Genomic DNA, 25,831 nt, shown 5'->3' with positions numbered 1-25,831 from the left:
GTAGGACGCAGCCGCAAGCTCGTTGGCGACCAGTCAGACGCGGCAGCCGAGCATTCGGTAAATGGGTGCAGGCACAGCCTGCCGCCCCACGCGTAGTGGAAAAAAGAAGCTTCGGACGAGCTTCCAGCGAGCCCGCCGCCAAATAGAAAGGGGCGTAGACCCCTTGACCTAGGCGAGGCAGATACTACCCCTAGTTACCCCACCGACCAATGAGCACTACGACTCCGATCTTCCCGCCGATCTCCGAGCCCAGCTTCCCGCCACCGTCTCAAGGAGCAGGAGCCACTGGGGCGACTGCCGCCACCGCAGCCCCCCGCCCACCGCTCAACCCCGAAAAGCTCTGCTCGCAACTCGGCTGGAAAGTCACCGCGGCGCGCCGCGCCATTTTTAAAGCCATCGACAAACTCGACGGCTACTTCGACGCCGAAGTCCTCCTCGTTCAGGCCAAAAAGCTCCACCCTGCCGTCTCCCGCGCCACCGTCTACCGCACCCTCCCCGACCTTTGCAGTAACGGCATCCTCCGCTCTACTGAGTTTGGCGACGGCCACTACCGCTACTGCCGCCACGACCCCGACGCCCCGCCCACCGCCGAAATCTACGTCGTCGACTGCGGGCGCATTTTAAAAGTCCCCGCCCCCTTCCTCTCTTGGTATGCCGCAACCGTCACCGAACGCGCGGGCTACGAACTCATCGGCCAACGCCTCCAAACCTTCGCCCGCTGCGTAAAGAAGAAAGAGGACGTAAACGCCTGCGGCTCTTGCGAGCACCAACCCGCCGCTGTGGCCCCCGCACCGATGCGATAGACGGCCCAAAGTCCACAACACCGCAAAAAACGCACAGAGCGCAGTCTGCTGCCCTGTGCGTTTTTTGTTTTTTCTACTGGCGATTCGTACCGCGACCTTAAGAGAAAACCGGTCTCAGCTTCGTCATTCCCCTTAACCCGCCGTACTCCAGTGAATAAGCTCCCCCTCCTCCTCGCCCTCGCCCTATTCGCTCTCGCGCCGATTTCCCTTTCTCGTGCGCACTCCGTTTGGATTGAAGACAACGACGCGCAGCAACTTGTCGTCCGCTTCGGCCAAGTCGGCGAGAGCTACGAAAGCTCCCCTGGCTACCTCGACGACCTCCACCTCAACTCCGCATGGACTGCCGATGCCGACGGCAAACTCGCCCCGCTCTCCATCGAAAAGAAAAGCGACCACTACCTCCTCGATGGCGCAGCCCCCGACCAAGCCACTCTTGGCGAGACCACCTTTTACGTTATGCAGCACGGCAAGAGCCCCGCCATCTGGCCGATCCTTTACGTTCGCTGGCAGCCCACCACGGCAGAAATCCCCGCCGAGCCCGCCCTCACTCTCGACCTGCTGCCCACTGGCACGCCCGGCGAAATCCGCGTGACCTTTCGCGGCAAGCCGCTGCCGGGGGCCATCGTCAGTATCGCCAGTGAAGAAGATGCCGACCACAAAACGCCCAAACTCACCGCCAACGCCGAAGGCATCATCACCTACACGCCCCAAAGCCCCGGCCTAGTCGTTCTCACAGCAAACCATCGCGAAGCCCTCCCCGGCTTCACCCGTGGTAAAGCCTACGAACTGATCAGCCACACCGGCGCGATTAGCTGGCGGCACGAGTGAGCGGAGCACCGCGCCCCCGCCGCCCTAACTTTCCCCCATCACTCCAAAACCCAAATTCCTAGCCCGACACACGCGCCCCGCGCCTTTTTTTGCTATCCCTATATGAATGAACCTCAAAAACACGTAGTCATCCTCGGTGGTGGCTTTGCCGGGCTCAACGCCGCGCGAAAGCTACGCGCCCCCAACCTCCGCGTCACCCTAGTCGACCGGCAAAACCACCACCTCTTTCAGCCACTGCTCTATCAAGTGGCAACCGCAGGACTCGCCGCCCCCGACATCGCCCAGCCGCTGCGCCACATCCTCGCCCGCCAGCGCAACGTCACGACGCTCATGGATGAGGTGCAAGCAATCGACCTCGACAAACGCCAAGTCACCCTCGGCCACGGCACCCTCTCCTACGACTACCTCATCGTCGCTCTCGGTGCCCGCACCGGCTACTTCGGTCGCCGCGACGAGTGGGAACGCTACGCGCCGGGCCTAAAAACCCTCGACGAGGCCACCCAACTGCGCCGCCGGATGCTCCACGCCTTTGAGCAAGCCGAAACCACGAGGAACACCGCCGAGTGGTCGCGCCTGCTCAGCTTCGTCGTCATCGGCGGCGGCCCCACCGGCGTTGAAACCGCCGGGGCCCTCGTCGAGCTCGCCCGCCGCGTCCTCACGCACGATTTTAGGCGCATCGACCCAAGCAAAGCACACGTCCACCTCGTCGAAGCCGCCCCGCGCCTCCTACTCCCCTTCTCTCCCGAGCAATCGGAATACACTCGCCGCAAGCTCGAAGCGATGGGCGTAAAAGTCCACCTCGGGGCTCCCGTTACCGAAGTCGGCCCAAACCACGTCCAAGCAGGCGACCTGCGCATCGAAGCCTCCGTCATCCTCTGGGCCGCCGGCGTCGAAGCCAGCCCCGTGACGCAAACCCTCGCCGGGGTGCCGCTCGACCGCGCAGGCCGCGTCCAAGTCGCCCCCGACCTGAGCCTCCCCGAGCACCCAGAAGTCTTCGCAGTCGGCGACCTCGCCGCAATCGTCGACACGAAAAACGTACGCGTCCCGGGCGTCGCCCCCGCCGCCGCGCAAACCGGTAAACACGCCGCCAAGCAAATCCTCGCCGAGATTAAGGGAAAGGCCCGCCAGCCCTTCACCTACCTCGACAAAGGCAGCATCGCCACGATTGGCCGCAGTGCCGCCGTCGCCGCCGTCGCCAAGATGCGCTTCAACGGCTGGCCCGCTTGGGCCATGTGGATGAGTGTGCACCTCTTCTTCCTCATCGGCATGCGCAACCGGCTCATCATCTTCCTGCACTGGGCCTGGGCCTACCTCACTTGGCAACGCGGCGCCCGCATCATCACAGGCATAAACCCATCAAGCGACGCGCCAGCTCCAACCCCCGCCGCCTCCGCCGCCGCTGCTTCGCCACCTGCTCCCGCGCCACAAAAAGCGTAGTGCGGGGCGGGACACACGCCTACCTCTGGTCAGCCAACCGCGCAGCCTTGAAGCGCGCGCGGGCTGATCAGAGTCGCGCCAGCGTAAATGGCTGCGGTCACTGACCGGCGCACCCCGCGCCAGCAGGGAGAAACGCCTTGCGTACCACAGGCTGTCCGTAAGGTCACTGGATTGGCCCACAGCCCCCATTTTGGGCTTGCGCTAGACTGAGCGCTTCGGCTTGCTCCGCGCCTTTTATCTATGAAAGCGACCATCCGAACCCAAGGCCAGCAGCTCACTGTCTCCGAGGGCGACATTTTAACCGTAAACCGCTACCCCAACACGGAAGCCGGTGCCGTAGTGGAGATTAGCGACGTGCTCGCCGCCGGTGCGGGCGAGTCCTTTAAGGTCGGCACCCCGCGCCTCGAGGGCGCAATCGTCTCGGTCAAAATTTTAGAAAACAAGCGCGGCAAGAAGGTCATCGTCTTTAAGAAAAAGAAGCGCAAAGGCATGGAGCGTAAGCGCGGCCACCGCCAAGAGCTCTCGGTCATCAAGGTCGAGGCGATTAAGGTCTAAGCCAGCCCGTCACGCGCACGCAAATCCCGCACAGCACGAGCACAGAGTCTCCCCCCACTCACCGAATTTTAAACGCAGCAACCGAAAGGAACTTTAGTCATGGCTCACAAAAAAGGACAGGGAACATCAAGTAACGGTCGCGAGAGCCACTCCAAGCGGCTCGGCGTGAAGCGCTTTGGCGGCGAGTCCGTCCTCGCCGGAAACATCATCATCCGCCAGCGCGGCACCAAGATCCACCCGGGCACGGGCATCGGTGTCGGTCGCGACTGGACGCTCTTCGCCCTGCGCGACGGCGTCGTAAAGTTCGATAAGGCCAAGCGCAGCGTCTCCATCGTCTGATCGCTCTTCCCGCCCAGAACACACAACTGGCAACTCACAGACTTTCCACCGCCGCCTTGGGAGCCCTTTCCCGAGGCGGCGTTTTTTGTGCGTATTTTCCGCCCTGCCCAGCTTCGCCACGCCCAAGCGGAAAAGCCTTACTTTTAAACCGCTCCCCATTCACTCGCCCCGCCATGTATAAGCTCAGCAGTCCAAAAAATTGAGAGAGGTTAGCGGTGGAGGTAAAAAAGAAAGTTAAGGAAGAGCTGGCTTCGAGAAGCTAGCCCCCGAGACGAGCCGCCAACGAGCGGCTCGCAAAATAAAAGCCACGAGTGGCCTTAGTCGCTCTCCCTACGCACGGCAGGGTAGCTGCCAAGCCATTTCACGAGTGGGCAAAACTTCCGCAATTCGGCCAGTGCAGCCTGCATCTCGGGCTCGTCATGATGACCGCTCACGTCGATAAAGAAGTAGTAATCCCACGGGCGCATCTTGCTCGGGCGCGACTCGATTTTTGAGAGGTTAATCCCGCGCTCGGCCAGCGGCATCAGCATTTTGAGCAGTCCCCCCGGCCGGTCGGAAGCCCCGTCGCCGAGCGAAATCAGGAAGCTGCTCACGTCCTTACCGCCCCCAATCGGCTTAGTCGGTTTGCGCCCGAGGATGAAGAAGCGTGTCGTATTGTCCGCCTTGTCTTGAATGGCTCGGGCCACGACGGGCACGCCGTAAAACTGCGCAGCGAGCTCGCCCGCCACCGCTGCCGCACCCGACTCCTGCGCGGCGATTTGCACCGCGCGCGAAGTGCTCGACGCCTCAACTAAGCGCGCTTGCGGCAAGTGCCGTTGCAGCCAGTACCGACACTGCGCGAGTGCCTGATCTTTCGAGTACACGGTCGTTATTTTTTCTAGCGGCTCGTTGGAAATCAGCGCGTGGCTAATCTCGGTATAAAGCTGCGCGACAACCTTTAGGTCGCTCTCCACGAAGCAGTCGAGTGCTTCGCGCACGCTGCCTTCGGTCGAGTTCTCAATCGGGATCACCGCATAGTCGGCCTCGCCTTTCTCGACTGCGGCAAAGCTATCCGCGACACTCGCCATCGCGTGATAGTCCAAGCTCACGCCAAATTTTTTCATCGCAGCAGCATGCGTGTTGCTCGCTTCGGGGCCGAGGTAGGCGATTGAGAGCGGCTTCTCGAGCGCGATCCCCGCCGACATGAGCTCGCGGTAAATCGCCCGCAATGCCTCGTTATTCACCGGGCCTTTGTTGGAGGCGAAGACTTTGCGAAAGACGGCATCCTCGCGCTCGGGCACGTAAACCTCGCCATCGGTCACACGCTTAATCTGCCCGATCTCTTGGGCGAGCGCTAAGCGGCGGTTAATGATGTCAACGAGCTCACGGTCGAGTTCGTCGATTTTTGCGCGAATCGGTTCCAAGTCCATTAGGCAGATTCCTCCTTTTCTGCGGTTTCGACAGCGGCAGCGCTCTCTTGAGCCAGTTCGTTTGTTTCGATGATAAAGTTTTCTGCATCCCGCGAAGTCGCTGCTTCGGACGACGGGGCAAGTCCCGTTTCGAGCGAAACTTCCTCAAGGTTCGGGGTCTCGCCTTCGCCCTCTTCGAGCGGCAAGCCCATCGCTTCGTCGGCGAGCGGCTGCGGTGCGGCCACAGCTTCGGCGGCGCTTTGCAACCACGCGTTGATTTGGCGGTTAGAGAGCACATCGGAAGCGGGCAACTCGTCGAGCGAGCGCAGCCCCACAAAATCCAAAAACTGCTCGGTCGTCCCGTATTGGATGGGGCGCCCAGGGACTTCGGCTCGGCCCACGACGTAGACTAGCTCGCGCTCGATTAACTTGTTTAGCCCCGCATCGGCAGAGACGCCGCGAATCGTCTCGATTTCGCTGCGTGTAACCGGTTGCCGATAGGCGACGATAGCGAGCGTTTCGAGTGCCGTGCGGCTCAGCCGCGCAGGCGCGGGCTCACCGCGCAAAAGCCGCACCCAGCGCGCAAAACGCGGATGCGTGACGAGCTGGTAGCCACTGCTGCCCTCGACGAGCAGGAGCCCCTCGTCCGCCGCCGCAAACTCGGCAGCAATCTCCGCAAAGGCGTCTCGTATCTGCGTCGCTGTGACCAGCGAAGGCACTTCGGCGTAAAGCTCGCGCTCCTCTTCGCTCAACGCGTCGCCGTCCGCATCTGCTTCGTCACTGGCCGCTCGGGCCGCGCCATCAAGCGTGCCGGTGGCCGACACCGCGTCTTGCGCCGCAGCCTCACGCGCCTCCTCCGAGTCGTGAAACCGCGCAAAAGTCGTCTGGATGTCTTTAATCGTAAGCGGCTGGCTGGAGGAAAACAGCAACGCGCGGAGCACTTTTTTTAGGTTAAACGCCATGCAGGTAACGGAGCGAGTAGTGAATGCGCAGAGACCGAAGCCGAGGCAACTCCCAAGCCATCCGCGCCTAGTTTTTATTCCCCACGTTTCCGCGCCGACCCGCGCCCGCCTGCTCGCCGAACTCCAGCGCTAGGAAGGCGCCCGTAATGAAGTCGCGGGGAGAGTGACGATCGCTCAGAGCGCTTTCCCTTCATTCCAGAGCAAATGATTTGCGGCGCGCAAAAGCGCAGCGCTAGCGTGCTTGCTCGTTCGCAACTCAGCCCCCCTCGCGAACCTAAGCAACATCATGAGCAAGTCTTCATCCGCCGCAGAAACGATTCGCCCGCACTCCTCCGCCGTCGTCGATGGCAATGACCGCGCCGCAGCGCGCGCCATGCTCCGCGCAGTCGGCTTTACCGATGCGGATTTTAAGAAGCCCCAAATCGCCGTCGCCTCCAGCCCCAGCGACATGACGCCCTGCAACGTGCACCTCGGCGACCTAAGCGACCACGCCCGCCAAGGTATCGCCGCAGCAGGCGGCAAGCCCGTTTACTTCAACACCATCACCGTCACCGACGGCATCAGCATGGGCACGCAAGGCATGCGCTACTCGCTCGTGTCGCGCGAAGTTATCGCCGACTCCATCGAGACCGCCGTCGCCGCCGAGGGCTTCGACGGGCTCGTCGCAATCGGCGGCTGCGATAAAAACATGCCCGGCGCGATGATCGCCATCGCGCGGCTCAACCGCCCGGCCGTCTTCATTTACGGGGGCACGATTTTGCCCGGCTTCACCGCCGACGATTGCGACCACAAAAAACCGCTCGATGTCGTCTCCGTTTTCGAGGCGGTCGGTAAACACGCCAAAGGCGAGCTCGACGACGCGGGACTCAAGGCCGTCGAAGCCGCCGCCATCCCCGGCCCCGGCTCTTGCGGCGGTATGTATACGGCCAATACAATGGCGAGCGCGATTGAGGTGCTCGGGATGAGCTTGCCCAACAGCAGTGCCCAACTCGCCGTCAGCGAAGCCAAACGCCAAGACTGCGAACGCGCGGGCGAGGCCGTTATGAACATGCTGCGCAAGGGCATCCGCCCCAGCGACATCCTCACCCGCAAAGCCTTTGAAAATGCGATCACCGTCTGCATCGCACTCGGCGGCTCGACTAACCTCATCCTGCATCTACTCGCCATCGCTCACGCCGCCAAGGTGTCGCTCTCTCTGGAGGATTTTAGGGAAATCGGCGAGCGCGTGCCGCTCTTGGCCGACCTAAAACCCTTCGGCAAATACAACATGAGCCACCTCGTGCGCATCGGCGGCATCCGCCCGATGATGAAGCTGCTGCTCGACCGGGGGATGCTCCACGGAGACTGCCTCACCGTCACCGGCGAGACCATTGCCGAGACGCTGCGCGACGTGCAGCCCTACGCCGCGTATCCGCACGAGCAGGACATTATTCACCCTTGGGAACAGCCCATCAAAAGCTCCACTCACCTGCGCGTCCTCCACGGCAACCTCGCTCCCGGCGGCGCAGTCGGCAAAATCACCGGCAAAGAAGGGCTCTACTTTAAAGGCACTGCCAAAGTCTACGAAGGCGAGGAAGACGCGCTCAAAGGCATCTTACGCGGCGACGTGGTCAAAGGCGACGTCGTCGTCATCCGCAACGAGGGCCCCTGCGGTGGCCCCGGCATGCGCGAAATGCTCTCGCCCACTTCAGCAGTCGCCGGACGCGGACTCATCAAAGACGTCGCCCTCATCACCGACGGACGTTTTTCGGGCGGCTCACACGGCTTCGACGTCGGCCACATCACGCCCGAAGCCGCCAAGGGCGGCCCCATCGGCATCGTGCGCAATGGCGACTTGATTGAGGTCGATGCCGTTAAAAATACCATCTCGCTGCTCATCCCCGACGATGAGTATGCCGCGCGCATGGCCGCCTACCGGCCCGCTCCGCCCAAGGAAACACGCGGCGTTTTAGCCAAATACGCCGCACTCGTCGCCACCGCCTCCGAAGGCGCAGTCACCGACAAAGCCCTAGCCCTTTGAGCCATTGAGAAAAACGCACGCGCTTTGGTCGCGTGCATTTGCGTATTCGCGCTCAACTAACGCTCGCCCCCAGCTCCCCTTTCACTCACTCACCCGATCCCGCCATGTCCTCCACCTCCGCTACTTGGTCGCGCTTCAAAGACACGCTTTACCAAAACACCGAGCTCGGCCTCGCGCTCGATATTAGCCGAATCCCCTTTCCCGAGGATTTTTTCGCAAAACGCGAAGCCGACATTCAGGCCGCCTTCGCCGCGATGAACGCCCTCGAAAAAGGCGCAATCGCCAACCCCGATGAACAACGCATGGTCGGCCATTACTGGCTCCGCGCGCCGCAGCTCGCTCCCACCGACGAAATCCGGGAAGCCATCACTACAACACGTGCCAAGATAGATCGCTTCGCCCACGACATAAGAACCGGGGCGAAAACCGCCCCCAACGGTAATCCATTTAGGCACCTCTTGGTCATCGGAATCGGCGGCTCAGCTCTCGGCCCGCAATTCGTGGACCAGGCACTTAGTCAGCCGGATCAAGCGCCCATGACTCTCTCGTTCATGGATAACACTGACCCCGATGGCATCGAAGCAGCCCTCAAGGAAATCGATGCTCAAGGAAAGGTGGCGACCACGCTCGTTGTCGTCATCTCCAAATCCGGCGGCACGGTCGAGACGCGCAACGCCATGCTCGAAACCGCGGCCTACTTCCGCGACCATGGGCTTGATTACCCGAGGCACTTTGTCGCCGTCACCGGCGAAGGCTCCCAACTCGACAAATTAGCTCAGGACGAAGCTTGGCTCGCCCGTTTTCCGATGTGGGACTGGGTCGGTGGGCGCACCTCAGAACTGTCCGCAGTAGGACTGCTCCCCGCCGCACTTCGCGGTCTAGATATACATGACATGCTCGCTGGAGCGGCGGCGATGGACGCCGTCACCCGCCGCCCCGTCACGCGCGAAAACCCCGCAGCGCTCCTCGCCCTCATGTGGCATTACGAGACCAACGGACGCGGCGAAAAGGACATGGTCCTCCTCCCCTACAAAGACCGCTTACTCCTCTTTTCCCGCTACCTCCAGCAGCTCGTCATGGAGTCGCTCGGCAAGGAATTCGATACGCAAGGCCGCGTCGTCAACCAAGGGATCGCCGTTTACGGCAACAAGGGCTCCACCGACCAACACGCCTACGTCCAACAGCTCCGCGAAGGCGTGAACAACTTCTTCGTGACCTTCATCGAGGTGCTTAAAGATAGGCGTAATCTGCTTCTCAAGGAGCCTCTCGAAGTCGAGCCCGGTGTCACCTCCGGCGATTACCTGCAAGGCTTCTACCTCGGCACGCGCGACGCGCTCAGCGAGAAAGATCGCCACTCGATCAGCCTCACCATCGACGAGCTCACGCCGCGCTCCCTCGGGATGTTGATCGCCCTCTACGAACGCGCCGTAGGACTCTACGCCTCACTCGTCGGCATCAACGCCTACCACCAACCCGGAGTCGAAGCGGGCAAGAAAGCCGCCACGGGCGTCATCGCGCTCCAACGCCGCCTCGTCGCCGCGCTACGCGAAGCCACCGCGCCCGCCGAGGGTCAAAGCGCCGAAACCCTCGCCGCAAAAGTCGAGGGCTCGCCCGAACTCACCTTCAAGGTGCTCGAACACCTCGCCGCCAATGGCCGCATAAACAAAGCGCCGCGCACGCCCTGGTACGATTCGCGTTATCGCGCATAAGTGGGGCGCATTAAGTTTCGCCGCAACGCGCTAGCCCCCACGGATCCGCGCAACTCAGGAATCGCCTCCCAGCGCGGCTCGCCTTGCGGAAATTAAGTCCCCCGCTTTCCTTCTTCCCGACATGAACCTCAAACCCCGTCACCTCGCCGCACTCTTCCTCCTCGCACTCGGCGCACTCTTTAGCAGCGGCTGCAAAACGCTCGAAGCCATCGGCTCCGCGATTCCCAGCAGCTACCCCGCCTACGGCTACGAGGAAGAATACCTCCCCGAGCCAGAACCCATCATTACAAGGGGCTTTAATTAGCGGCGCATTCGTTGCTGCACCGTCCGGCAACAAAATCAGTCCCCGTGTTCCTGTCGCAAGACGACAGGAGAGAGCCCTCCCAGCGCTTCTCGCCTTGCAGAAATTAAGTCTCCCGCTCTCCTCTCTCTCCTTCTTCCCTAGATGAACCTAAAAACCCGTCACCTCGCCGCACTCCTCCTCCTCGCACTCGGCGCACTCTTTAGCAGCGGCTGCATCACTCGCACCAACCGCGACTCCTCGATCCCCTGGAGCCGCCCCGCCGACTGGGAAGGCCAAATCCCCGGCCTCTCTCAACCCGGAATGTAAGCCTTCGTAGTCAGTGACCGCTCTCTCTGAGCTCCACTACGCGTGGGGCGGCGGTCAGTGACCGCTTCCATTTAATTTGGGATTTCTCATCGCGCTATCGCGCGAAAGCGAAATCCCAAATTTGAAAGGATTCCCCCCTGTCGCGTTGCGACAGGGCGAGTCGTAAAAGGGAAAGTAGAGTAATAACCCGTTTGGACGAGGTGGGAAAAATCACTAATAAACTCCCGCCTCCAAGGTTTGGGTTCCTTTCTACAGAGCCGCTTGGTTGCTGTGCGAATGCACAGCAACCAAGCGGCTCTGTAAATGGGTGCAGCGACACGCTGCCGCCCCACGCGTAGTGGAGCCTCCTGACCTTGACGCAGCGGCGACAAATGCGCCGTCTCTCATCCGTAATGCGTCGTCAAAACGAAAGAAACGGACTGCGCCTGCGACGCGCTAAATAAATGAGTCTTCGACTCCCGATGGCCCTGTCAGAACCCAAGCCCAACACATCGCTCACCGTGCTCCCCGGGCACCTCTACGTCGTCGCCACGCCCATCGGCAACCTCCACGACCTAAGCCCGCGCGCCCGCAGCATCCTCTCTCAGGCCGACCTGCTCGCCTGCGAAGACACACGCACGACCGGCCAACTCCTTGCGCGGCTCGGACTCCCGCACAAAACCCTCGTCTCCTACCACGATCACAACGAACGCGAGCTTGCGCCAAAACTCGCCGACGAACTGGCCAGCGGAAAATCGGTCGCGCTCGTCAGCGACGCGGGCACGCCTGCGATTAGCGACCCGGGGTTTCGGCTCGTGCGCGCCGCTCGCCGTCGTGCGCTCCCCGTCGTCCCTGTCCCCGGCCCTTGCGCCTTCGCTGCTGCGCTCAGCGCGAGCGGGCTCCCGAGTAACGGATTTCTCTTTGTCGGCTTCCTGCCGCCAAAGAGTGCGGCCCGCATCGCCTTCTTCGAGAAACACCGCGACTTCGCCTACACGCTCATCCTCTACGAAAGCTGCCACCGCATCGAAAAAGCCGTCACCGAGCTTCACGACAGCCTCGGCCCCGAACGCGTCATCTGTGTCGCCAAGGAGCTGACCAAGCTCCACGAGAGCTTCCTCGTCGGCCCAGCAGCCCAAGTCCGCGACGCGCTTTCCCAAGCCAGCCTCAAAGGCGAGTTCGTCCTCCTAATCGCCCCGCAAGGCTTTGTGCTATGATTAGCCCGGACTGCTCACCAGTCGCCGTCATCGATATCGGCAGTAACTCGATAAAGAACCTCATCGCTCAACGGCGTAGTGCCAATGCCACGACATCCACACCCGAAGCGGTCGAAGCCCTCTTCTCACGCTCCATCGAGGCGCGAATCAGCTCGGGTGCAGACTGGGTAAAGGGCCGCTCGCAACTCGCCCACGAGGCAATGACCGCGGCACTCACCGCGATCGAAGCCCTCCTCGCCGACTGCAGCGCCTACGCCCCAGCCCAAGTCGCACTCGTAGGAACCAGTGCGCTGCGCGACGCCGCAAACGGCGCCGAATTCATCGACCTCGTCCGCGCAAAAACCGGACACTCGATTCGCATTCTTTCGGGCGCGGAAGAAGCCGAAGCGATCGGGCGCGGACTCCTCTGCGACCCGACTCTGCAATCAGCAAAAACCCAGGCCCAAAGCCTCTACGCCTTCGATCTCGGCGGTGGCAGCCTAGAGTGCCTCGCGCTCCGGGCGGGCAAACTCGTCACCGCGCAAAGCCTGCCGCTCGGCAGCGTGCGGCTGATGCGCCGCTTCGTGAAAAACCCCGAAGCCACGCTCGCCGCAGATGAGCGCGAGGCGATTCGCAGCCATGTCACCGAAGCATTCGCCCACGCGGGTTTCGCGTTCGGTTGCGCCCCGCCGTATGCCGACGCGCAGCCGACCGCCATCGGCACCGGCGGACTTTGGTTTAATGTCCGCCAAATGCTGGCGAGCGAGCTGCGCAGCCCGGCCTTAGCCGCCAAGGCTGGCGCACCTGCCGCCGCCAACGCTTCCGCACTGGTCGCCGCCGAGCCCTCGCTGGCCCCGCCTTTTCTCCCGCGCGAAACGATTGAGCAGGTATTGGAAAAGGCAGCACGGCTTCCGCTCGCCGAGCGGCGGCGGCTCCCAGGGATTTCCCCGGGCCGAGCCGACATCCTGCCCACCGCGCTCACGACGATGCTCACCGTGCTCGACCTCGGCGGCTTCTCTGGACTGCAACACTCGACCTACAATCTGCGCTACGGAATCGCCGCTGAGTTATTAGCGACGTGCACAGGACAGCGAGCGCTGCGCTAGCGCGCCGCCCGAAGGGACGGGCCACGTTTGAAACGGGAACAGCCCCTAACGACACACTCCTCGTAACTGCTCGATTAACGCGCGCATATCTCGCGGAAGCTCGGCCCGCAAATCGAGCGACGCGCCCGTAACCGGATGCGTAAACGCGAGGTGCTCGGAGTGGAGCATTACCCGTGCGGGCGTTTCGGAAATTTCAACGGGCAGCGGCATCTTTTTTAGCGACCACCCGTAAACGGCGTCACCCAACAGCGGATGCCCGAGCGAGTGCAGGTGCACGCGGATTTGGTGGGTGCGGCCCGTGTGAATCGTGCATCGCATCAGTGCCGCCCAGTCGCGAAACCCTTCGACCAAGTCCCAATCCGTATGCGCGGGCTTGCCGCCCTTTTCGGGTGGCACGACTGCCATTTTATGCCGGTGGTTTGGGTTGCGACCGATCGGGCTTTTGACCACGCCGCTCAGCAGTTGCGGGCGTCCGCTCACGAGCGCGAGGTATTCCTTAAAAACACGCCGCTCGGCAAATTGCTCGGAGAGCCCGCGATGCGCGGCATCGGTCTTGGCCGCGAGCATCAGCCCCGAGGTTTCTCGATCGAGCCGGTGGACAATGCCCGGCCTCTCCACACCGCCGATGCCGCTAAGCTGTCCCGCGCAATGCGCGAGCAGCGCATGCACAAGCGTGTCCTCACCGGTCGCCGCGCCCGGGTGCACGACCATCCCCGAGGCTTTGTTAATCGCCAGGAGGTGCTCGTCCTCAAACACCACATCGAGCGGGATGGATACGGGGCGAAGCGCGAGCGGCTCGGTTTGCGGGAAGCTAAAGGTGATCCGCTGCCCCGCGCTGACGCTGTCCGCTTGGCTAATCGCGATGCCATCGGCAGCGACCAATCCGGCGCACAACGCGCGTTGCCACGCGACGCGGCTGTGCTCGGGAAAGGCGGCGGCGAGCACCTTGTCCGCACGCGCGCGGCGGCTGCCGAGCGGGACGGTGTATTCGGTGGGAGCGTCAGGCATGCGGAGCGGAAGCTAAGAGCGACAGGGCGGGAAACACTGAGAGCGCGCGGGGGCTTAGCGTTTCGCAGCGGACGGCTTTTTCGCCGGGGCCGACTTCTTTTTGGCGGCGGGCTTGGCCGCCTTGCTCGGCGTATCGAGCAGGTAGTCTGGGTTGAGTTTCTGGAGCGCCGCCGGAACGAAAAGCCCGTCTTTACGGACGAGTTTGCCGTCGAACCAAATCTCCCCGCCGCCGTATTCGGGCCGCTGGATACAGACCATGTCCCAGTGGATTTGAGAGCGGTTGCCGTTGCCGCAATCCTCGTAGGCTTGGCCAGGCGTGAAGTGGAAGGAGCCGGCAATCTTCTCGTCGAAGAGGATGTCGCGCATCGGCTCCAGAATGTGCGGATTAAACCCGATGGCGAACTCGCCAATGTAGCGCGCGCCCGCATCGCTATCGAGAATCTCGTTGAGCCGCTTGGTGTTGTTGGCAGTCGCCTCAACGATTTTCCCGCGCTTGAAGCCCAGCCGGACGTTGTCAAACGAGGTGCCGAGGTAGGTCGTCGGCGCGTTGTACTGGATAACGCCCTCGACTGAGTCTTTGACCGGACAAGAGAAAACCTCGCCATCGGGAATGTTGCGCTGCCCGCCGCACTCTTTTGCGCCGATGCCTTTGATCGAAAAACGCAAGTCCGTGCCTGGGCCCTTGATGTGCACACGGTCGGTCGCCGCCATGAGTTTAGCGAGCGCGGCCATCCCGGGAATCATCCGCCGGTAGTCGAGCGTGCAGACGCGGAAATAAAAGTCCTCAAAGGCCTCCGTGCTCATCGACGCCTGCTGCGCCATCGCCGGAGTAGGCCAGCGCAAGACGACCCACTTCGTCTTGTTCACGCGGTGCTCTAAGACGGGCTTCATGAGCCGACTCACGAGCTGGAGCCGGTCGCTCGGCACGTCCGCCGTCTCAAAAATATTATCCGAGCCGCGCAGCGCGATGTAGGCATCCATATCCTCCATACGCAGCTTCTCGACGCGGGCGAGTGGCTCGTATTGGGCGGCCTCCGCCCCAAGCATCAGCTCGCGCGTAATCCGCGCACGGTGCAGTTGCACATAAGGATGCGCCCCCTGCGCTCGCGCCGCACGCACCAGTGCAATCACGATGGCATCGGGCACATCAAACGCATCAATTAGGACGCGCTCGCCCTTACGCAGCTCGGTCGAAAACGAAGTCAGCCCGGCGGCCAACTCCTCATAACGCGGATCAATAATCATGCGTCATACGAAGCCGCGCACCACAGCCCCGCAAGGCTTTGTGCCCGAGCTCCGCCAACATTCGCCCCGCCGCAAACCAAAGTGAAACGGGACAGCGCCTAGCTCTGCGCGCTCCCCTCCCCGTGCCGACGGCACGGTAGCGCCACTCGCCTGCGGCTCAGGCTGTCCGCGAGCTGAGTGGCTGGGGGCGAGTCGCCCCCTCGGGGAAGCAGATGCGGCTCACCGCTTCGTCGAAGTCGGCTGCTCCGCGCAAGATATCGATCTCGAGCCGCAGGTAATAAACGGGGCAGCCCCACGCACGCTCGTAGGGGATGCGCACCGCGTCTTTTTCGGTCGTGATGAGGCACTCTGCGCCCGTGCGCTGGGCGAGTGCCGCGAGCTCCACAAAGTCCGCCTCCGCATAGCGATAGTGATCGGGGAAGCGTTCGCGCGCGACAAGCTCCGCTCCGTAGTCGGTCAAAAATTTAAAAAAACTCTCCGGAGTCGCGATTCCGCAAAACGCCGCGACGCGTCGGCCTTTGAGAAAAGAGAGCGGCTGCTGTTGATCGGCAGCGACAGCGGCATGCGTCTCGGCGGCAGCGGCGCGACTTTGGCTAGAGGGCGAGTCCTCGGCGGCAATCGCGACGCGCGAGCTTGGCGCAAGGCCCTCCGCAGCGCCGGTCGCCTTTTTTACGGAATCCGCTACGGACGCCGGCGCGCCACGCTCTGCGATCGCGTGCGAACCGACACTAGGGAAGCCCCCACTGGCAGCACTGGCGCGCCGCTTCGCCCCCAAGCGCTGCAAATACTGCGGCTGATGCGTGCACTCAATGATGTCTACCCCAGGGTTGTAACGCTCGATTATCGCTTCGAGCTCCGCATCACGCTCACCGTTACTCTTGGTGAGAAAAACGTAAGAGGCACGCCGCAGGTGCTTAATCGGCTCGCGCAGGGTGCCGCGCGGCAGCAGGTGCGAATTGCCGAAGGGGTTCGTTTTATCGACGAGGAGCAAGTTGAGTTGCCCTTTGAGCGGCAGGTATTGGAAGCCGTCGTCCAGCAGGAGCGTATCGCAGCCGAAGCGTTTAATCGCGTAGGCCCCGGCCTTCACCCGGTTTTTATCCACAAGCACGATCACGCCCGGGAGGTTGCGCGCGAGCATGTAGGGCTCGTCGCCCGCCTCTTCGCTATCGAGGAGCAGCTGCTCCCCATCGCTCACGATACGCGGCGGCGGCGCAGCCGTGTGGCTAATCGCCCACCACCAACGCCGCCACAGCGGCGGTGCCTTGCTCTTATACCCCCGACTCAAAATCGCGACCCGCCGCCCACGCGCTTGTAAGGCACGCGCAAACTTTTCCACGACCGGCGTCTTGCCCGTCCCTCCCACCGTCAAATTCCCCACCACGACCACCAAGCAACCGAGCGGCTGGTCGTGCAAAATCCGCTGCCGATAAAGCCACAAGCGCAGCTGGGCGATCCCGCTAAACAAATACGACAGCAGCTCCAAAAAGGCCCCGTAAATCACTGCGCCCGCATCGGCGCGCCGCCCCAAGATCACATCGATCGTGTAGAGCTCCAGTGCGGTGATTTTTCTCTTAAGCCAGGACGACATGCCGTAGAGCTCGACTGCAATGAGGGTTGACGCTCATTTTGGGAAGTCGCTTTCGTCTAAAAATCGCAGATTTGGCGGGCCCGAGAGCTCTCCCAACACGCCGCCAAGTACAGCCTCTTTCCATGAGCTACAAACTCTTCATTCCCGGCCCCATCGCCGTCTCAGAAAAAACGCTACGCGCAATGGCGCAGCCGATGATCGGTCACCGCAGCACCGACTTTGTCGCGCTCTACCAGTCCATCCAGCCGCAGCTCCAGTCGCTGTTTTACACCAAGGACCCCGTCTATTTATCGACCAGTAGTGCATGGGGTGTCATGGAGGGCTCACTACGCAACCTTGTTGCCAAAAAAGTCCTCTGCTGCATGAACGGCGCCTTCTCCGACAAGTGGCTCGACGTCGCCCTCCGCCTCGGCAAGCAGGCCGGCGCACTCCGTACAGAGTGGGGCCAAGCCATCGATCCCGAGGCACTCCGCGCCGAACTCTCCCAAGGCGGCTACGACACCGTGACGCTCATTCACAACGAGACCTCCACCGGCACCATGAGCGACTTGCCCGCCATCATGGCCGTGCTGCGCGACTTCCCGGACGTGCTCTCCATCGTCGACACGGTCAGCTCCTTTAGCGTGCTGCCGATTGAGAAAGACGCGCTCGGCATCGACGTGCTCCTGACCGGCAGTCAAAAGGCCCTCGCGCTGCCGCCCGGGCTCGCGCTCGCCTCCGTGTCGCCGCGTGCCCTCGCACGTGCCGCCACACTCAAGGACCGCGGCTACTACTTCGACTTTTTAGAATTCCAGAAAAACCACGAAAACGGGATGACGCCCAGCACGCCCGTCGTGCCGCTCATCTACGCGCTCAAGTCGAAGCTCGAGGACATCCACGCCGAGGGCCCCGCCAACCGCTACGCCCGACACGCCCGGCTAAACGCCCGCGTCCGCGACTGGGGCCGCACAAACGGCTTCACCCTCTTCCCTCAAGACCGCTACGGCTCGCTCTCGCTCAACTGCTTCACCAACACGCGCGAAATCGACCTACCCGCGCTCAACAAGCTCCTCAAAGAGGAACACGCCCTCGTCATCGACGGCGGCTATGGCAAACTCAAGGGCAAGACCTTCCGCATCTCCAACATGGGCGACGAAACCGACGAAACGATCGCCGTACTCCTCGCCGCACTCGACGCCGCCTTGGCGAAATTGAGCAAGTGAGCTTACGCAGCGACCTAAGCGGCTCTCTCCTGTAAAGAGTCGCTTAGGGTCTGCTCGCGTTTGAAACGCGAGCCGCGACGCACTCCGCAAAGTGGTCTTCGCTAGAGGCCGCCCCCGCAACACCACTACGCCAAATAAGATGGCTTAAAGCGCGTCTACCCACGCGGCTAGTTTTTCGGGGACTGGGATCCGGCACCGTTTGCTGCGTGAAGTGGCGACGTGCTCAGTGCGAGCTCGGGCGGCGACTTTGGGGCGTGGCTCGGCGGCGCCAAGTGCGGAAGCGTTGGCGGCGACAAGTGCGCCAGCCTTGTCGGCTAAGGCCGGCCTGCGCACACTCCCGCTGCCCCCTACGATTTCGTAATCAATCGCGAAGCTCTCCTCGGAGAGCCGGGTAGGCCGTAGCGTTATACGGACTAAGTCACCGCAAAAGAGAGGCCGCAGATAGTCGGTGCTGGCTTTGGCAATGGGGATTAGGACGTCGCTGTCTCGCCCGAGAAAGTCGGCCACAGGGCAACCTGCAGCAGCAAGCGCGGCTTCATACGCTTCGTGGCAAAGAGCGAGGGTGTTGGCAAAAAACACGACTCCGGCAGCATCGGTATCGGCCAAGCGAATTGTGCGCTCGTAAATGAAAGACATACCGAGGAGGACTTGGGCCCGCCTCCTCAACTGTCCAGACTTACTGCGTAAGCGAGGGTCTGTTCCCGTTTCAAACGCGAGCCGCGCAGCCGCAGGCTGTTTTATTTTGCGGGCCGCTCGTTGGCGGCCCGTCAGACACAGCAGCCAAGCGGCTCTTTGAAAAGGAACCCAAAATTGGCGGCGGGCGTTTATTAGTGATTTTACCCTCCTCGCCCAAACGGGTTATCACTCTACTCCCCTTGTCGCAACGCGACAGGGGAGAGTGCTTTCAAATTTGGGATTTCGCCTTCGCGCGATAGCGCGATGCGAAATCCCAAATTAAACGGAAGCGGTCACTGACCGCCGCCCCACGCGGAGTGGAGGTCTGTGACCGCTTCGCGGAGTGCGGCGCGGTTGAGTTTTCCCTGGGCATTGCGCGGCCACGCTTCGGGCGAAAACGCCAGCCACCGCTTCGGCCTCTGGTGTCGAGCGAGGTCACGCATAGCCGCGGCGATCACTGCGTCCGAAAGCGGGGCCGCATCTGCGTTTAAATAACACGCCACGAGCACTTCGCCCCACTCCGCATCGGGCACCGCAAGCACCGCGACATCCTTAAAAACCGTGTCCCCTGCGCTGTTTTTCGCACTACGCAAGGCCGCATCGACCTCGCTCAAGCCGACTTTCTCCCCGCCGCTAATCGCCACCTCGTCGCGCCGCCCAAGGATGTGGAGCCGCCCCGCATCATCAACTCGCCCCAAGTCCGCCGTCGTGAAAATCCCATTACAGGGCTCCACACCGAAATAGCCACGCATCACCGAATCGCCGCGCACGCACACAAGCCCCTCGGCGTTAATTGAAACCGGCGCATGCGGCATGGGCACCCCACTACTGCGGTCGCCTGCGGCGAAATCGCCCGGCCGCTGCGCGGCGACCATCGCCCCCGTCTCCGTCATCCCATAACTCAAAACTATCGGCAGCTGCGACGCTGCCGCCTCATCGGCCAAGCTCGGCCAAAGCGGCCCACCGCCGATAAAGACCGCGTGAAACGCGCGCAGCCATTTGTGCGCCCGCTCTCCCTGTTTTAACAGCCGCTGCAACTGCGTGGGCACGAGCGAGAGAAACCAGCCTCCCGCCAAGCCCGACGAGGCGCCGTTTTCGCACGCGCTCGGCGGCAGATTGGGGAAGTCGCCCGCCTCCAGTCGTTTCCAATCCCAAGGCAAATGCACGCCCCCCGTCGCCGCACAACGCAGCCGCGCCATGAGCCCGCTCACATGCCAAGCAGGCAGGCAATCCACCGCGTTAACTCGCTCCACGTCAAAGTGCGCACAGAACCCTAAAACCGCCGCGCCCAGCGTCCGCTCGTCATGACGCGCAAACTTGAGCCCGCCACTGCTCCCGCCGGTAGGAATAGCCAGCCAACCGGGCAAATATCCCGCGCCCTCGTCCGCAATCGCGACGCGGCTCGGCCTACGACCGCGCCCCGTCGCCACAATGGCCGCGGCAGCCTGCCCTTGGCTCGCCGACCAATACGGATCGCACAGAAACAGCGTCTCACCGTGTTTCTGCGCAACGCCGGTTTCGCGCAAAACGCTCTCTAACAAAGCGCGTTCCATAGGCCCTCCTCATCAATTCCCTCGACATCTTCCCAACGCAAAAACGGCACCGCCCGCGGGCCGTTAAATACGGCGTCGCGGAAAAGCGGATACACCCCAAAACCCAGCGCGTAACGCTCTCCCGCTCCGCCGTCTCCCTGCTGCCCCTGCCACGCAAAGGCCCAGCGCAGCGCGGCCTTCGCGCCGACTGCCGTTTCCAGCGCACTCGAAAACACCACTCGCGCCTCAGCACGCGCTAACTCGCCCAACACCGCCGCTGGATCGGCGAGCAAGGTCGGCTTAACCACATAAACGCCCTGCCAACCGCAGCCCAACCACCGGCGCAACTCCCCATCGCTCGATACCGACTCATCGAGCGCAAGCCGCGTCGGATAATCCGCACTCAGCCCGCGCAACACGTCATCGACTCGCCGTTTCTGCGCTGAGCCACCGCGGGCATTATAAGCGACTCCCCCTGGTCGCTCGCCAGCCGTCTCGCCGTCCCAAACCGGCTGCTCGATAAACTCGATTCGCGCCGCAAGTCGCGGCTCCGCGCAACGCGTTAACCACTGCTCCGCAATCCGCTGCGTCCAACTGCCATTCGCATCGAGCCTCAAGCGACGCTGAGCCACCGCGGGCGTTGTGGCGGACTCGCGAGATTCGCCCCTCTCTAAATCCCTTGGCCTAGTCGGCACAGACACCAATCGGGCTTGGCCCAACTCCGCGCACAACTCCTCCAGTATATCGAGCTCCTCGGCAGGATCGCGGGCTACCCCCACCTTCCACTTAAACACCCGGAACCCCTCGGCCTGGCGCGCGCGCAGCGCCTCAAGTGCCGACCGCCCCGCCGGCAAAAGCGCGGCCACCTCGCGCGGCGAAGTGTCTTGGGGCATGGGCGCCACCGAAAATGACGGACTGCACGCGTCCGTTTTCGCGTCCGATAAATGCGGTAACGGAGCCGACTCCGCGTAATGCACCGACCGCGCCACTGCACTGGTCGCCGCCCGCGCTACCGCACCAGTCGCCGCCCGCCCCGCATCCCTCTCGCCCACCCACCGCGCAATCACGCCTCGACGCTCTCGCCACACTCCATGCGCGGTCTGCACCGGACGCAGAAACGGAACGCAGTAAGGGCGATATTCGACTCGGGCTTTCATCAAAAGTGGAAGAAGCCCCAGCCCATCCAAAAAACCGAAACTGGGCAAGGCCGCCGAAACGTCCCCAAGCACTCCCCAAAGCGAAACGGGAACAGACCCTAGCCGCGACGGCGCCTTTCCCCTCTTTGCAGTTGCACGGATGCGGCCTCGCCCTATCCCGATTGCGGCACTCATGACACAGGTTGCCACGCCCTCATCCGCCCCCGAGCTCAGCTCCACAGCGAAGCACACGAGCGACTCCCCGAGCCCTACAGAGCTGACCGCTGCGGACGCCGCCTTTTACCTCACGGCAGACGCCTTTTTTAAGGCCAACCAGCCGGCGGCACTCACCTACGACGACGTTTCTCTCGCGACGCTTTACTCTGAAATCCTCCCTCGCGAGGCCGACACCGCGACCAGCCTCTCTGAATCGCTGCGGCTGCCCATTCCGATTATTTCCTCGGACATGGACACCGTGACCGAGTCGCGCATGGCCATCGCCATGGCACTCAACGGCGGGCTCGGGCTCATCCACTACAACATGCCGCCCAAAGAGCAGGTGAAGGAAGTCGCCCGCGTGAAGCGGCACATCCACGGGCTCATCCAAGACCCGATCACCGTCGCCCCGACCGACACCATTAGCGACGTGCTCGCGATGATTGAGGAGCGCAAGTTTACCTTCAGCACCTTCCCCGTCGTCACCGCCGACCGCCAACTCGCGGGCCTACTCTCCAGTAGCGTCGTCAAAGACCGCTACCGTGCAAAAACCGTCGCCGAAGTCATGACACCGCGCGCCGCACTCGTCACCGAAGCGGAGGAGCGCGTCGCACAAGACCCGATCGCCGCCGCCGATGCCTTTTTCAACGCCCACATCGGCATTAACAAAATGCTCGTCGTCAACGCGCGCGACCAGCTTCGCGGGCTCGTGACCAGCTCGGACGTCGAGAAAATCACCAGCGAGGCCAAAGCCCGCCGCAAACCCGCTCGCGACGCGCAGTTTCGACTCGTCGTCGGGGCCGCCGTCTCGCCTCACCGCAAGCCCGACGGCTCGCTCGACCGCGACGCCATCCTCGAACACATCGGTAACCTCGCCGCCGAAGGCATCGACGCGGTCGCGCTCTCCTCGGCGCACGCCCACACCGTAAGCCTCGGCGAACTCGTCCGGCTCGTGCGCAACGCCTTCCCCGAACTCGCGATCATCGCGGGTAACGTCACCAGTGGGGCCGGAGTCGAGTTTCTCGCCCGCGCGGGAGCCAGCTCCATAAAAATCGGCCAAGGCCCAGGCTCCATCTGCACCACCCGCATCGTCGCCGGAGTCGGTATCCCGCAGCTCACCGCACTGCACCTCGCCGCCCAGTCCGCCCGCAAACTCGGCGTCCGCCTCATCGCCGATGGCGGCATTACCAAGTCCGGCGACATCGTCAAAGCCCTCACGCTCGCCGACGCCATCATCCTTGGTGGCCTGTTGGCCGGTTGCCGCGAAGCCCCAGGCGAGATCATGGAAATCGGCGGTAAACTTTACAAAAGCTACCGCGGCATGGGCTCGCTCGCAGCGATGAAGTCCGGCTCCGCCGCCCGCTACGGACACGACAAAGCCGACACCGTACGCAAACTGACCGCCGAAGGCATCGAGGCCCTCAAGGAGGTTTCCGGCTCCGTGGACGACACGCTCGCCACACTCATCGGCGGCGTGCAAAGCGGCATGGGCTACCTCGGCGCAGCGACCCTCGAGCAGCTGCGCGCGCGCGCGCGCTACGTCCGCGTGAGCCCCGCCGGACAAAAAGAAGCCGCCCCGCACGATGTCGTCGAGGTCTCCACCCGCAGTAATTAGTGCGCTATACGCCAAAAACTCGGCGGGCGACAGGTGCGCCAGCCTTGGCGGCGACGACTGCGCCAGCCTCGGCGGCTGAGGCCGTCCCTCGCGCTTCGCCCACCGCCCCTATCTCCTGCACAGCTCGCCTGCGTACTTCGTAGTTACCCCTTCATGACACACTAAAAACGGCACCCCACGCCCCTTCTCCTTTCTACACACGCACACACGCTCCCTCCTCCCTCGCTCATGTCCTCCTCCCTGTTTTCCAGCCGCTTAATCGCCGATGTCGGCATCTCCTTTGGCGACGAAGGTAAAGGCCGCCTCATCCCCGAAGTCGCCGACGAGCTGCGCGGCACGCCCGCCCAAGTCTCTGTCGTCCTCAAGGTCAACGGCGGGGCCAACTCCGGTCACACCGCAGGCGGCATCAAGCTCAACCTCTTGCCCGCCGGCGTCGTCGTCCCCGACGTCGCACACCTGTGCATGGGCGCAGGCGTCGTCGCCGACCCGCGTAAAATCTGGTGGGAAGCGCGCCCCCTCGAACACAAAGGCTACGCCATCCTCTCCCGGCTGCGCATCGACGAACGGACGATGGTCAGCGACCTCAGCCACCGCCTCCTCGACCTCGCGACCGAGCACTACCGCACGCACACACTCGGCGAGGAACCGCGCGGCTCCACCGGACGCGGCATCACCCCTGCCTACCAAGAAGAAGTCGGCCAGTGGCAAATCACCTACTCGGACTTTTTGGCGGGGCCCAACTACTTCGCCCGCAAACTCGCCCAACGCGCCCAACGCGCGCTCGACACCATCCGCCACGTCTACCGCGTCGATGCCGCGAGCTTTGCCGCCTTTTTCGACACGCTCACCGCAGCCGAGACCCGCGCCAACGAAGAAGCACTCGCACTCGGCCTCTTCACGCCCGACGAGTTCGACTTCACCCGCTTTCGCGGCACCGAAGCCTTCACCCTCAAGCTCGACGAACTCACCCGCGTTTACTGGGAAGCGGGCACTGCGCTCGCCGCCAACATCGGCGAAGTCCGCGAACTCATCCTTCGCGAGCAATCTGCCGGCCGCTCCGTCATCGGCGAGTTTGGGCAAGCCTACTGGCTCGACAAACGCCACGGCTACTCGCCCAACGTCACCGCCTCGCACACCTACGTGCCCGAGTTTTTCGAAAGCGCAGGCATCCCGCTGCAAGCCCTGCACACCATCGCCGTCGCCAAAGCCTACGACACCAAAGTCGGCACCCACACCTTCATCACCCAAATGGACGACGCGCACCCGCTCGCCGCGCGGCTCAAAAAACTTGAGTTCGGCACCAGCACCGGCCGCCAGCGGATGGTCGGCTGGTACGACGCCGTGGAAAAAGGCGACGCGCTGCGCTACGGCGGCTTCGCCGACCTCATGATTAATAAAATCGACGCGCTCACCGGCGCGGACGAGTTGCTAATCTGCACCGCCTACGAAGACGCAAACGGCCGCCGCTACGCCCACGTCCCGCGCAACGAAGCCATCCGTAAAACCCTGCGCCCCGTTTACACCCGCTACCCCGGCTGGGCCGAGGACATCTCCCAAGTCCGCCACTTCGCCCAACTGCCCGCCAACGCCCAACGCTACACCGCCGCCATGCTACGCGCACTGATCGACGTCGCCTACGAAGGAGTCGCCCGCCCCGCAGACGCCGCCCTCCCCCGCCTACGCTACCTCGGCGTCGGCCCCGAACCTTCCCAAATCATCAAAGACCTGCCCCCGACCGCAGAATTGGTGAAACTGGCCTGAGCCACAGCGACTTTAACTCCCACTACGCGTGGTGCGGCGGTCAGTGACCGCTTCCGTTCAATTTGGGAATTGGCCCCGTCGCTTCGCGACGAAACCAATTCCCAAATTTGAAAGCACCCGCCCTGTCGCGTTGCGACAGGAAAGGGGTAAGTAGAGTGATAACCCGTTTGGGCGAAGTGGGGAAAATCACCAGTAAACTCCCGCCTCCAAGTTTGAGCTCCTTTCTACCGAACGCTTGGCTGCCGTGCGCATGCACGGCAACCAAGCGGCTCTGTAAATGGGTGCAGCGACACGCTGCCGCACCACGCGCAGTGGGAAGAGGCAGATTGGCAGCCTAATTAGAGTCTGCTCGAGTTTCAAACGGGAACAGCCCCTAGAGCGCTCCCCGTCCGAGCTTTCTTAACCCTTCGTCGATTTAAAACAACGGCCCCAAGCCCAAGTCCCAATAAGGCCGCGCCATACGCGCTCGGCTCAGGAACCATCGGCGGATTCCACTCTCTATATTTATCGACAGAAATCCGATACCAGCCATATCCCCAATATTGAGACTTAGCCGCACGCCTTCCCAACTCTTTATCATAAAAACCAATCCGACCAATAATAGAGCCATAATCTACCCGAGTAAAAACATAGGCTCCTATATAAGAGCTAACTCCGCTAGTATCGAACTCCAAAAAAGAAGTATAACTTACCCAAATATTATCAATATATAACCCCTGATCAGCATGGGGCTTACCAAAATACACAGTCGCCAATACATCTTTCCCTGTACTAACGTTTAGATTACGAATCCTAACTGCAACATAATCAGGTAGATACACCGATTTACTGCTACTAGTAAGATTCACATTACCGAGATCAGGAATCGTAGTCCAGTCAGGGTCGGTCTTACCCCTATGAGAATCTGGCGGATCTCGGTCTTCA

23 protein-coding genes are annotated in these 25,831 nt (G+C 62.4%); 14 read left to right on the top strand and 9 right to left on the bottom strand.

The genetic code is table 11. From position 1 onward, the window contains the following. Window positions 1-209 precede the first annotated feature (209 nt). From AXK12_RS00885 to rpmA, 5 genes are all read left to right on the top strand, one after another. Window positions 210-803, top strand: a complete 594-nt coding sequence (locus AXK12_RS00885; protein ID WP_068710895.1) for a Fur family transcriptional regulator — start codon at window positions 210-212, stop codon at window positions 801-803. Window positions 804-953: 150 nt separating this feature from the next. Next, window positions 954-1,631 (top strand): DUF4198 domain-containing protein, encoded by a 678-nt coding sequence (locus AXK12_RS00880; RefSeq protein ID WP_068710894.1) that lies wholly within the window; start codon window positions 954-956, stop codon window positions 1,629-1,631. A gap of 102 nt (window positions 1,632-1,733) precedes the next feature. Beyond that, on the top strand, window positions 1,734-3,068 hold the full coding sequence (locus AXK12_RS00875; RefSeq protein WP_068710893.1) for an NAD(P)/FAD-dependent oxidoreductase: 1,335 nt from the start codon (window positions 1,734-1,736) through the stop codon (window positions 3,066-3,068). Window positions 3,069-3,308: 240 nt separating this feature from the next. Further along, window positions 3,309-3,623, top strand: coding sequence for a 50S ribosomal protein L21 (gene rplU, locus AXK12_RS00870; RefSeq protein ID WP_068710892.1), 315 nt, complete (start codon window positions 3,309-3,311; stop codon window positions 3,621-3,623). A 99-nt stretch (window positions 3,624-3,722) separates the two neighbouring features. Then, the gene (rpmA, locus tag AXK12_RS00865) at window positions 3,723-3,962 is read left to right on the top strand and encodes a 50S ribosomal protein L27 (protein WP_068710891.1); all 240 of its coding nucleotides are present in this window, start codon (window positions 3,723-3,725) and stop codon (window positions 3,960-3,962) included. 317 nt (window positions 3,963-4,279) lie between these two features. Here rpmA and pheA read toward each other — a convergent pair whose 3' ends face one another. Together pheA and scpB are read right to left on the bottom strand one after the other, a co-directional pair. Beyond that, window positions 4,280-5,371 carry a prephenate dehydratase gene (gene pheA / locus AXK12_RS00860; protein WP_068710890.1) on the bottom strand — a complete coding sequence of 364 codons (1,092 nt, stop codon included), beginning with the start codon at window positions 5,369-5,371 and terminating at the stop codon, window positions 4,280-4,282. Further along, on the bottom strand, window positions 5,371-6,312 hold the full coding sequence (gene scpB, locus AXK12_RS00855) for an SMC-Scp complex subunit ScpB (protein ID WP_068710889.1): 942 nt from the start codon (window positions 6,310-6,312) through the stop codon (window positions 5,371-5,373). The genes pheA and scpB overlap by 1 nt, the downstream gene beginning before the upstream one ends. A gap of 286 nt (window positions 6,313-6,598) precedes the next feature. Between scpB and ilvD the strand changes: the two genes are divergently transcribed. The 6 genes from ilvD (at window position 6,599) to AXK12_RS00830 (ending at window position 12,929) form a co-directional block, all read left to right on the top strand. Then, window positions 6,599-8,332 (top strand): dihydroxy-acid dehydratase, encoded by a 1,734-nt coding sequence (gene ilvD, locus AXK12_RS00850; protein WP_068710913.1) that lies wholly within the window; start codon window positions 6,599-6,601, stop codon window positions 8,330-8,332. 104 nt (window positions 8,333-8,436) lie between these two features. After that, on the top strand, window positions 8,437-10,041 hold the full coding sequence (locus AXK12_RS00845) for a glucose-6-phosphate isomerase (RefSeq protein WP_068710888.1): 1,605 nt from the start codon (window positions 8,437-8,439) through the stop codon (window positions 10,039-10,041). Window positions 10,042-10,162: 121 nt separating this feature from the next. After that, on the top strand, window positions 10,163-10,345 hold the full coding sequence (locus AXK12_RS00840; protein ID WP_068710887.1) for a hypothetical protein: 183 nt from the start codon (window positions 10,163-10,165) through the stop codon (window positions 10,343-10,345). A 141-nt stretch (window positions 10,346-10,486) separates the two neighbouring features. Then, window positions 10,487-10,651, top strand: a complete 165-nt coding sequence (locus tag AXK12_RS09210; RefSeq protein ID WP_197456940.1) for a hypothetical protein — start codon at window positions 10,487-10,489, stop codon at window positions 10,649-10,651. Window positions 10,652-11,094: 443 nt separating this feature from the next. Continuing rightward, window positions 11,095-11,844: a 16S rRNA (cytidine(1402)-2'-O)-methyltransferase gene (gene rsmI, locus AXK12_RS00835; RefSeq protein WP_068710886.1), complete on the top strand. Its 750-nt coding sequence runs from the start codon at window positions 11,095-11,097 to the stop codon at window positions 11,842-11,844. Then, entirely contained in the window at window positions 11,841-12,929 is a 1,089-nt protein-coding gene (locus AXK12_RS00830) for a Ppx/GppA phosphatase family protein (RefSeq protein WP_068710885.1), read from the top strand. Before rsmI ends, AXK12_RS00830 begins: the two co-directional genes overlap by 4 nt. Before the next feature lie 45 nt (window positions 12,930-12,974). Here the strand turns inward: AXK12_RS00830 and AXK12_RS00825 are convergent, their stop codons facing one another. The 3 genes from AXK12_RS00825 to lpxK form a co-directional block, all read right to left on the bottom strand. Further along, complete coding sequence (locus AXK12_RS00825; RefSeq protein ID WP_068710884.1) at window positions 12,975-13,937, bottom strand: RluA family pseudouridine synthase; 963 nt, start codon at window positions 13,935-13,937, stop codon at window positions 12,975-12,977. 54 nt (window positions 13,938-13,991) lie between these two features. After that, window positions 13,992-15,182, bottom strand: a complete 1,191-nt coding sequence (locus AXK12_RS00820; protein WP_082782532.1) for an aminopeptidase — start codon at window positions 15,180-15,182, stop codon at window positions 13,992-13,994. Window positions 15,183-15,339: 157 nt separating this feature from the next. Continuing rightward, on the bottom strand, window positions 15,340-16,770 hold the full coding sequence (lpxK, locus tag AXK12_RS00815) for a tetraacyldisaccharide 4'-kinase (RefSeq protein ID WP_068710883.1): 1,431 nt from the start codon (window positions 16,768-16,770) through the stop codon (window positions 15,340-15,342). Window positions 16,771-16,892: 122 nt separating this feature from the next. Here lpxK and AXK12_RS00810 point away from each other — a divergent pair, with 122 nt between their 5' ends. Beyond that, on the top strand, window positions 16,893-17,972 hold the full coding sequence (locus AXK12_RS00810; protein ID WP_068710882.1) for a pyridoxal-phosphate-dependent aminotransferase family protein: 1,080 nt from the start codon (window positions 16,893-16,895) through the stop codon (window positions 17,970-17,972). Between the two features lie 144 nt (window positions 17,973-18,116). On the opposite strand, the gene AXK12_RS00805 is transcribed toward AXK12_RS00810, so the two are convergent. The 3 genes from AXK12_RS00805 to AXK12_RS00795 all read right to left on the bottom strand — a co-directional run bounded on the left by AXK12_RS00805 (window position 18,117) and on the right by AXK12_RS00795 (window position 21,072). Beyond that, window positions 18,117-18,608, bottom strand: a complete 492-nt coding sequence (locus AXK12_RS00805) for an acyl-CoA thioesterase (protein ID WP_068710881.1) — start codon at window positions 18,606-18,608, stop codon at window positions 18,117-18,119. Window positions 18,609-18,940: 332 nt separating this feature from the next. Further along, a complete protein-coding gene (locus AXK12_RS00800) occupies window positions 18,941-20,200 on the bottom strand; it encodes an AMP-binding protein (RefSeq protein ID WP_068710880.1) in 1,260 nt (419 codons plus the stop codon). Further along, window positions 20,182-21,072: an enolase C-terminal domain-like protein gene (locus AXK12_RS00795; protein ID WP_197456939.1), complete on the bottom strand. Its 891-nt coding sequence runs from the start codon at window positions 21,070-21,072 to the stop codon at window positions 20,182-20,184. Before AXK12_RS00795 ends, AXK12_RS00800 begins: the two co-directional genes overlap by 19 nt. A gap of 403 nt (window positions 21,073-21,475) precedes the next feature. On the opposite strand from AXK12_RS00795, the gene guaB reads away from it, so the two are divergent. Beyond that, entirely contained in the window at window positions 21,476-23,146 is a 1,671-nt protein-coding gene (guaB, locus tag AXK12_RS00790; protein ID WP_231863466.1) for an IMP dehydrogenase, read from the top strand. A 228-nt stretch (window positions 23,147-23,374) separates the two neighbouring features. After that, the gene (locus AXK12_RS00785) at window positions 23,375-24,907 is read left to right on the top strand and encodes an adenylosuccinate synthetase (RefSeq protein ID WP_068710878.1); all 1,533 of its coding nucleotides are present in this window, start codon (window positions 23,375-23,377) and stop codon (window positions 24,905-24,907) included. Window positions 24,908-25,263: 356 nt separating this feature from the next. Here the strand turns inward: AXK12_RS00785 and AXK12_RS08690 are convergent. Continuing rightward, on the bottom strand, window positions 25,264-25,831 hold a 568-nt coding region (locus AXK12_RS08690), incomplete at its 5' end, for a PEP-CTERM sorting domain-containing protein (RefSeq protein ID WP_231863465.1).

The sequence above is a fragment of the Cephaloticoccus capnophilus genome, from assembly GCF_001580045.1.
Taxonomy (GTDB): domain Bacteria; phylum Verrucomicrobiota; class Verrucomicrobiia; order Opitutales; family Opitutaceae; genus Cephaloticoccus; species Cephaloticoccus capnophilus.
Note: the sequence above shows the minus strand (reverse complement) of the source record. Positions and strands in the feature narration are given on the sequence as shown.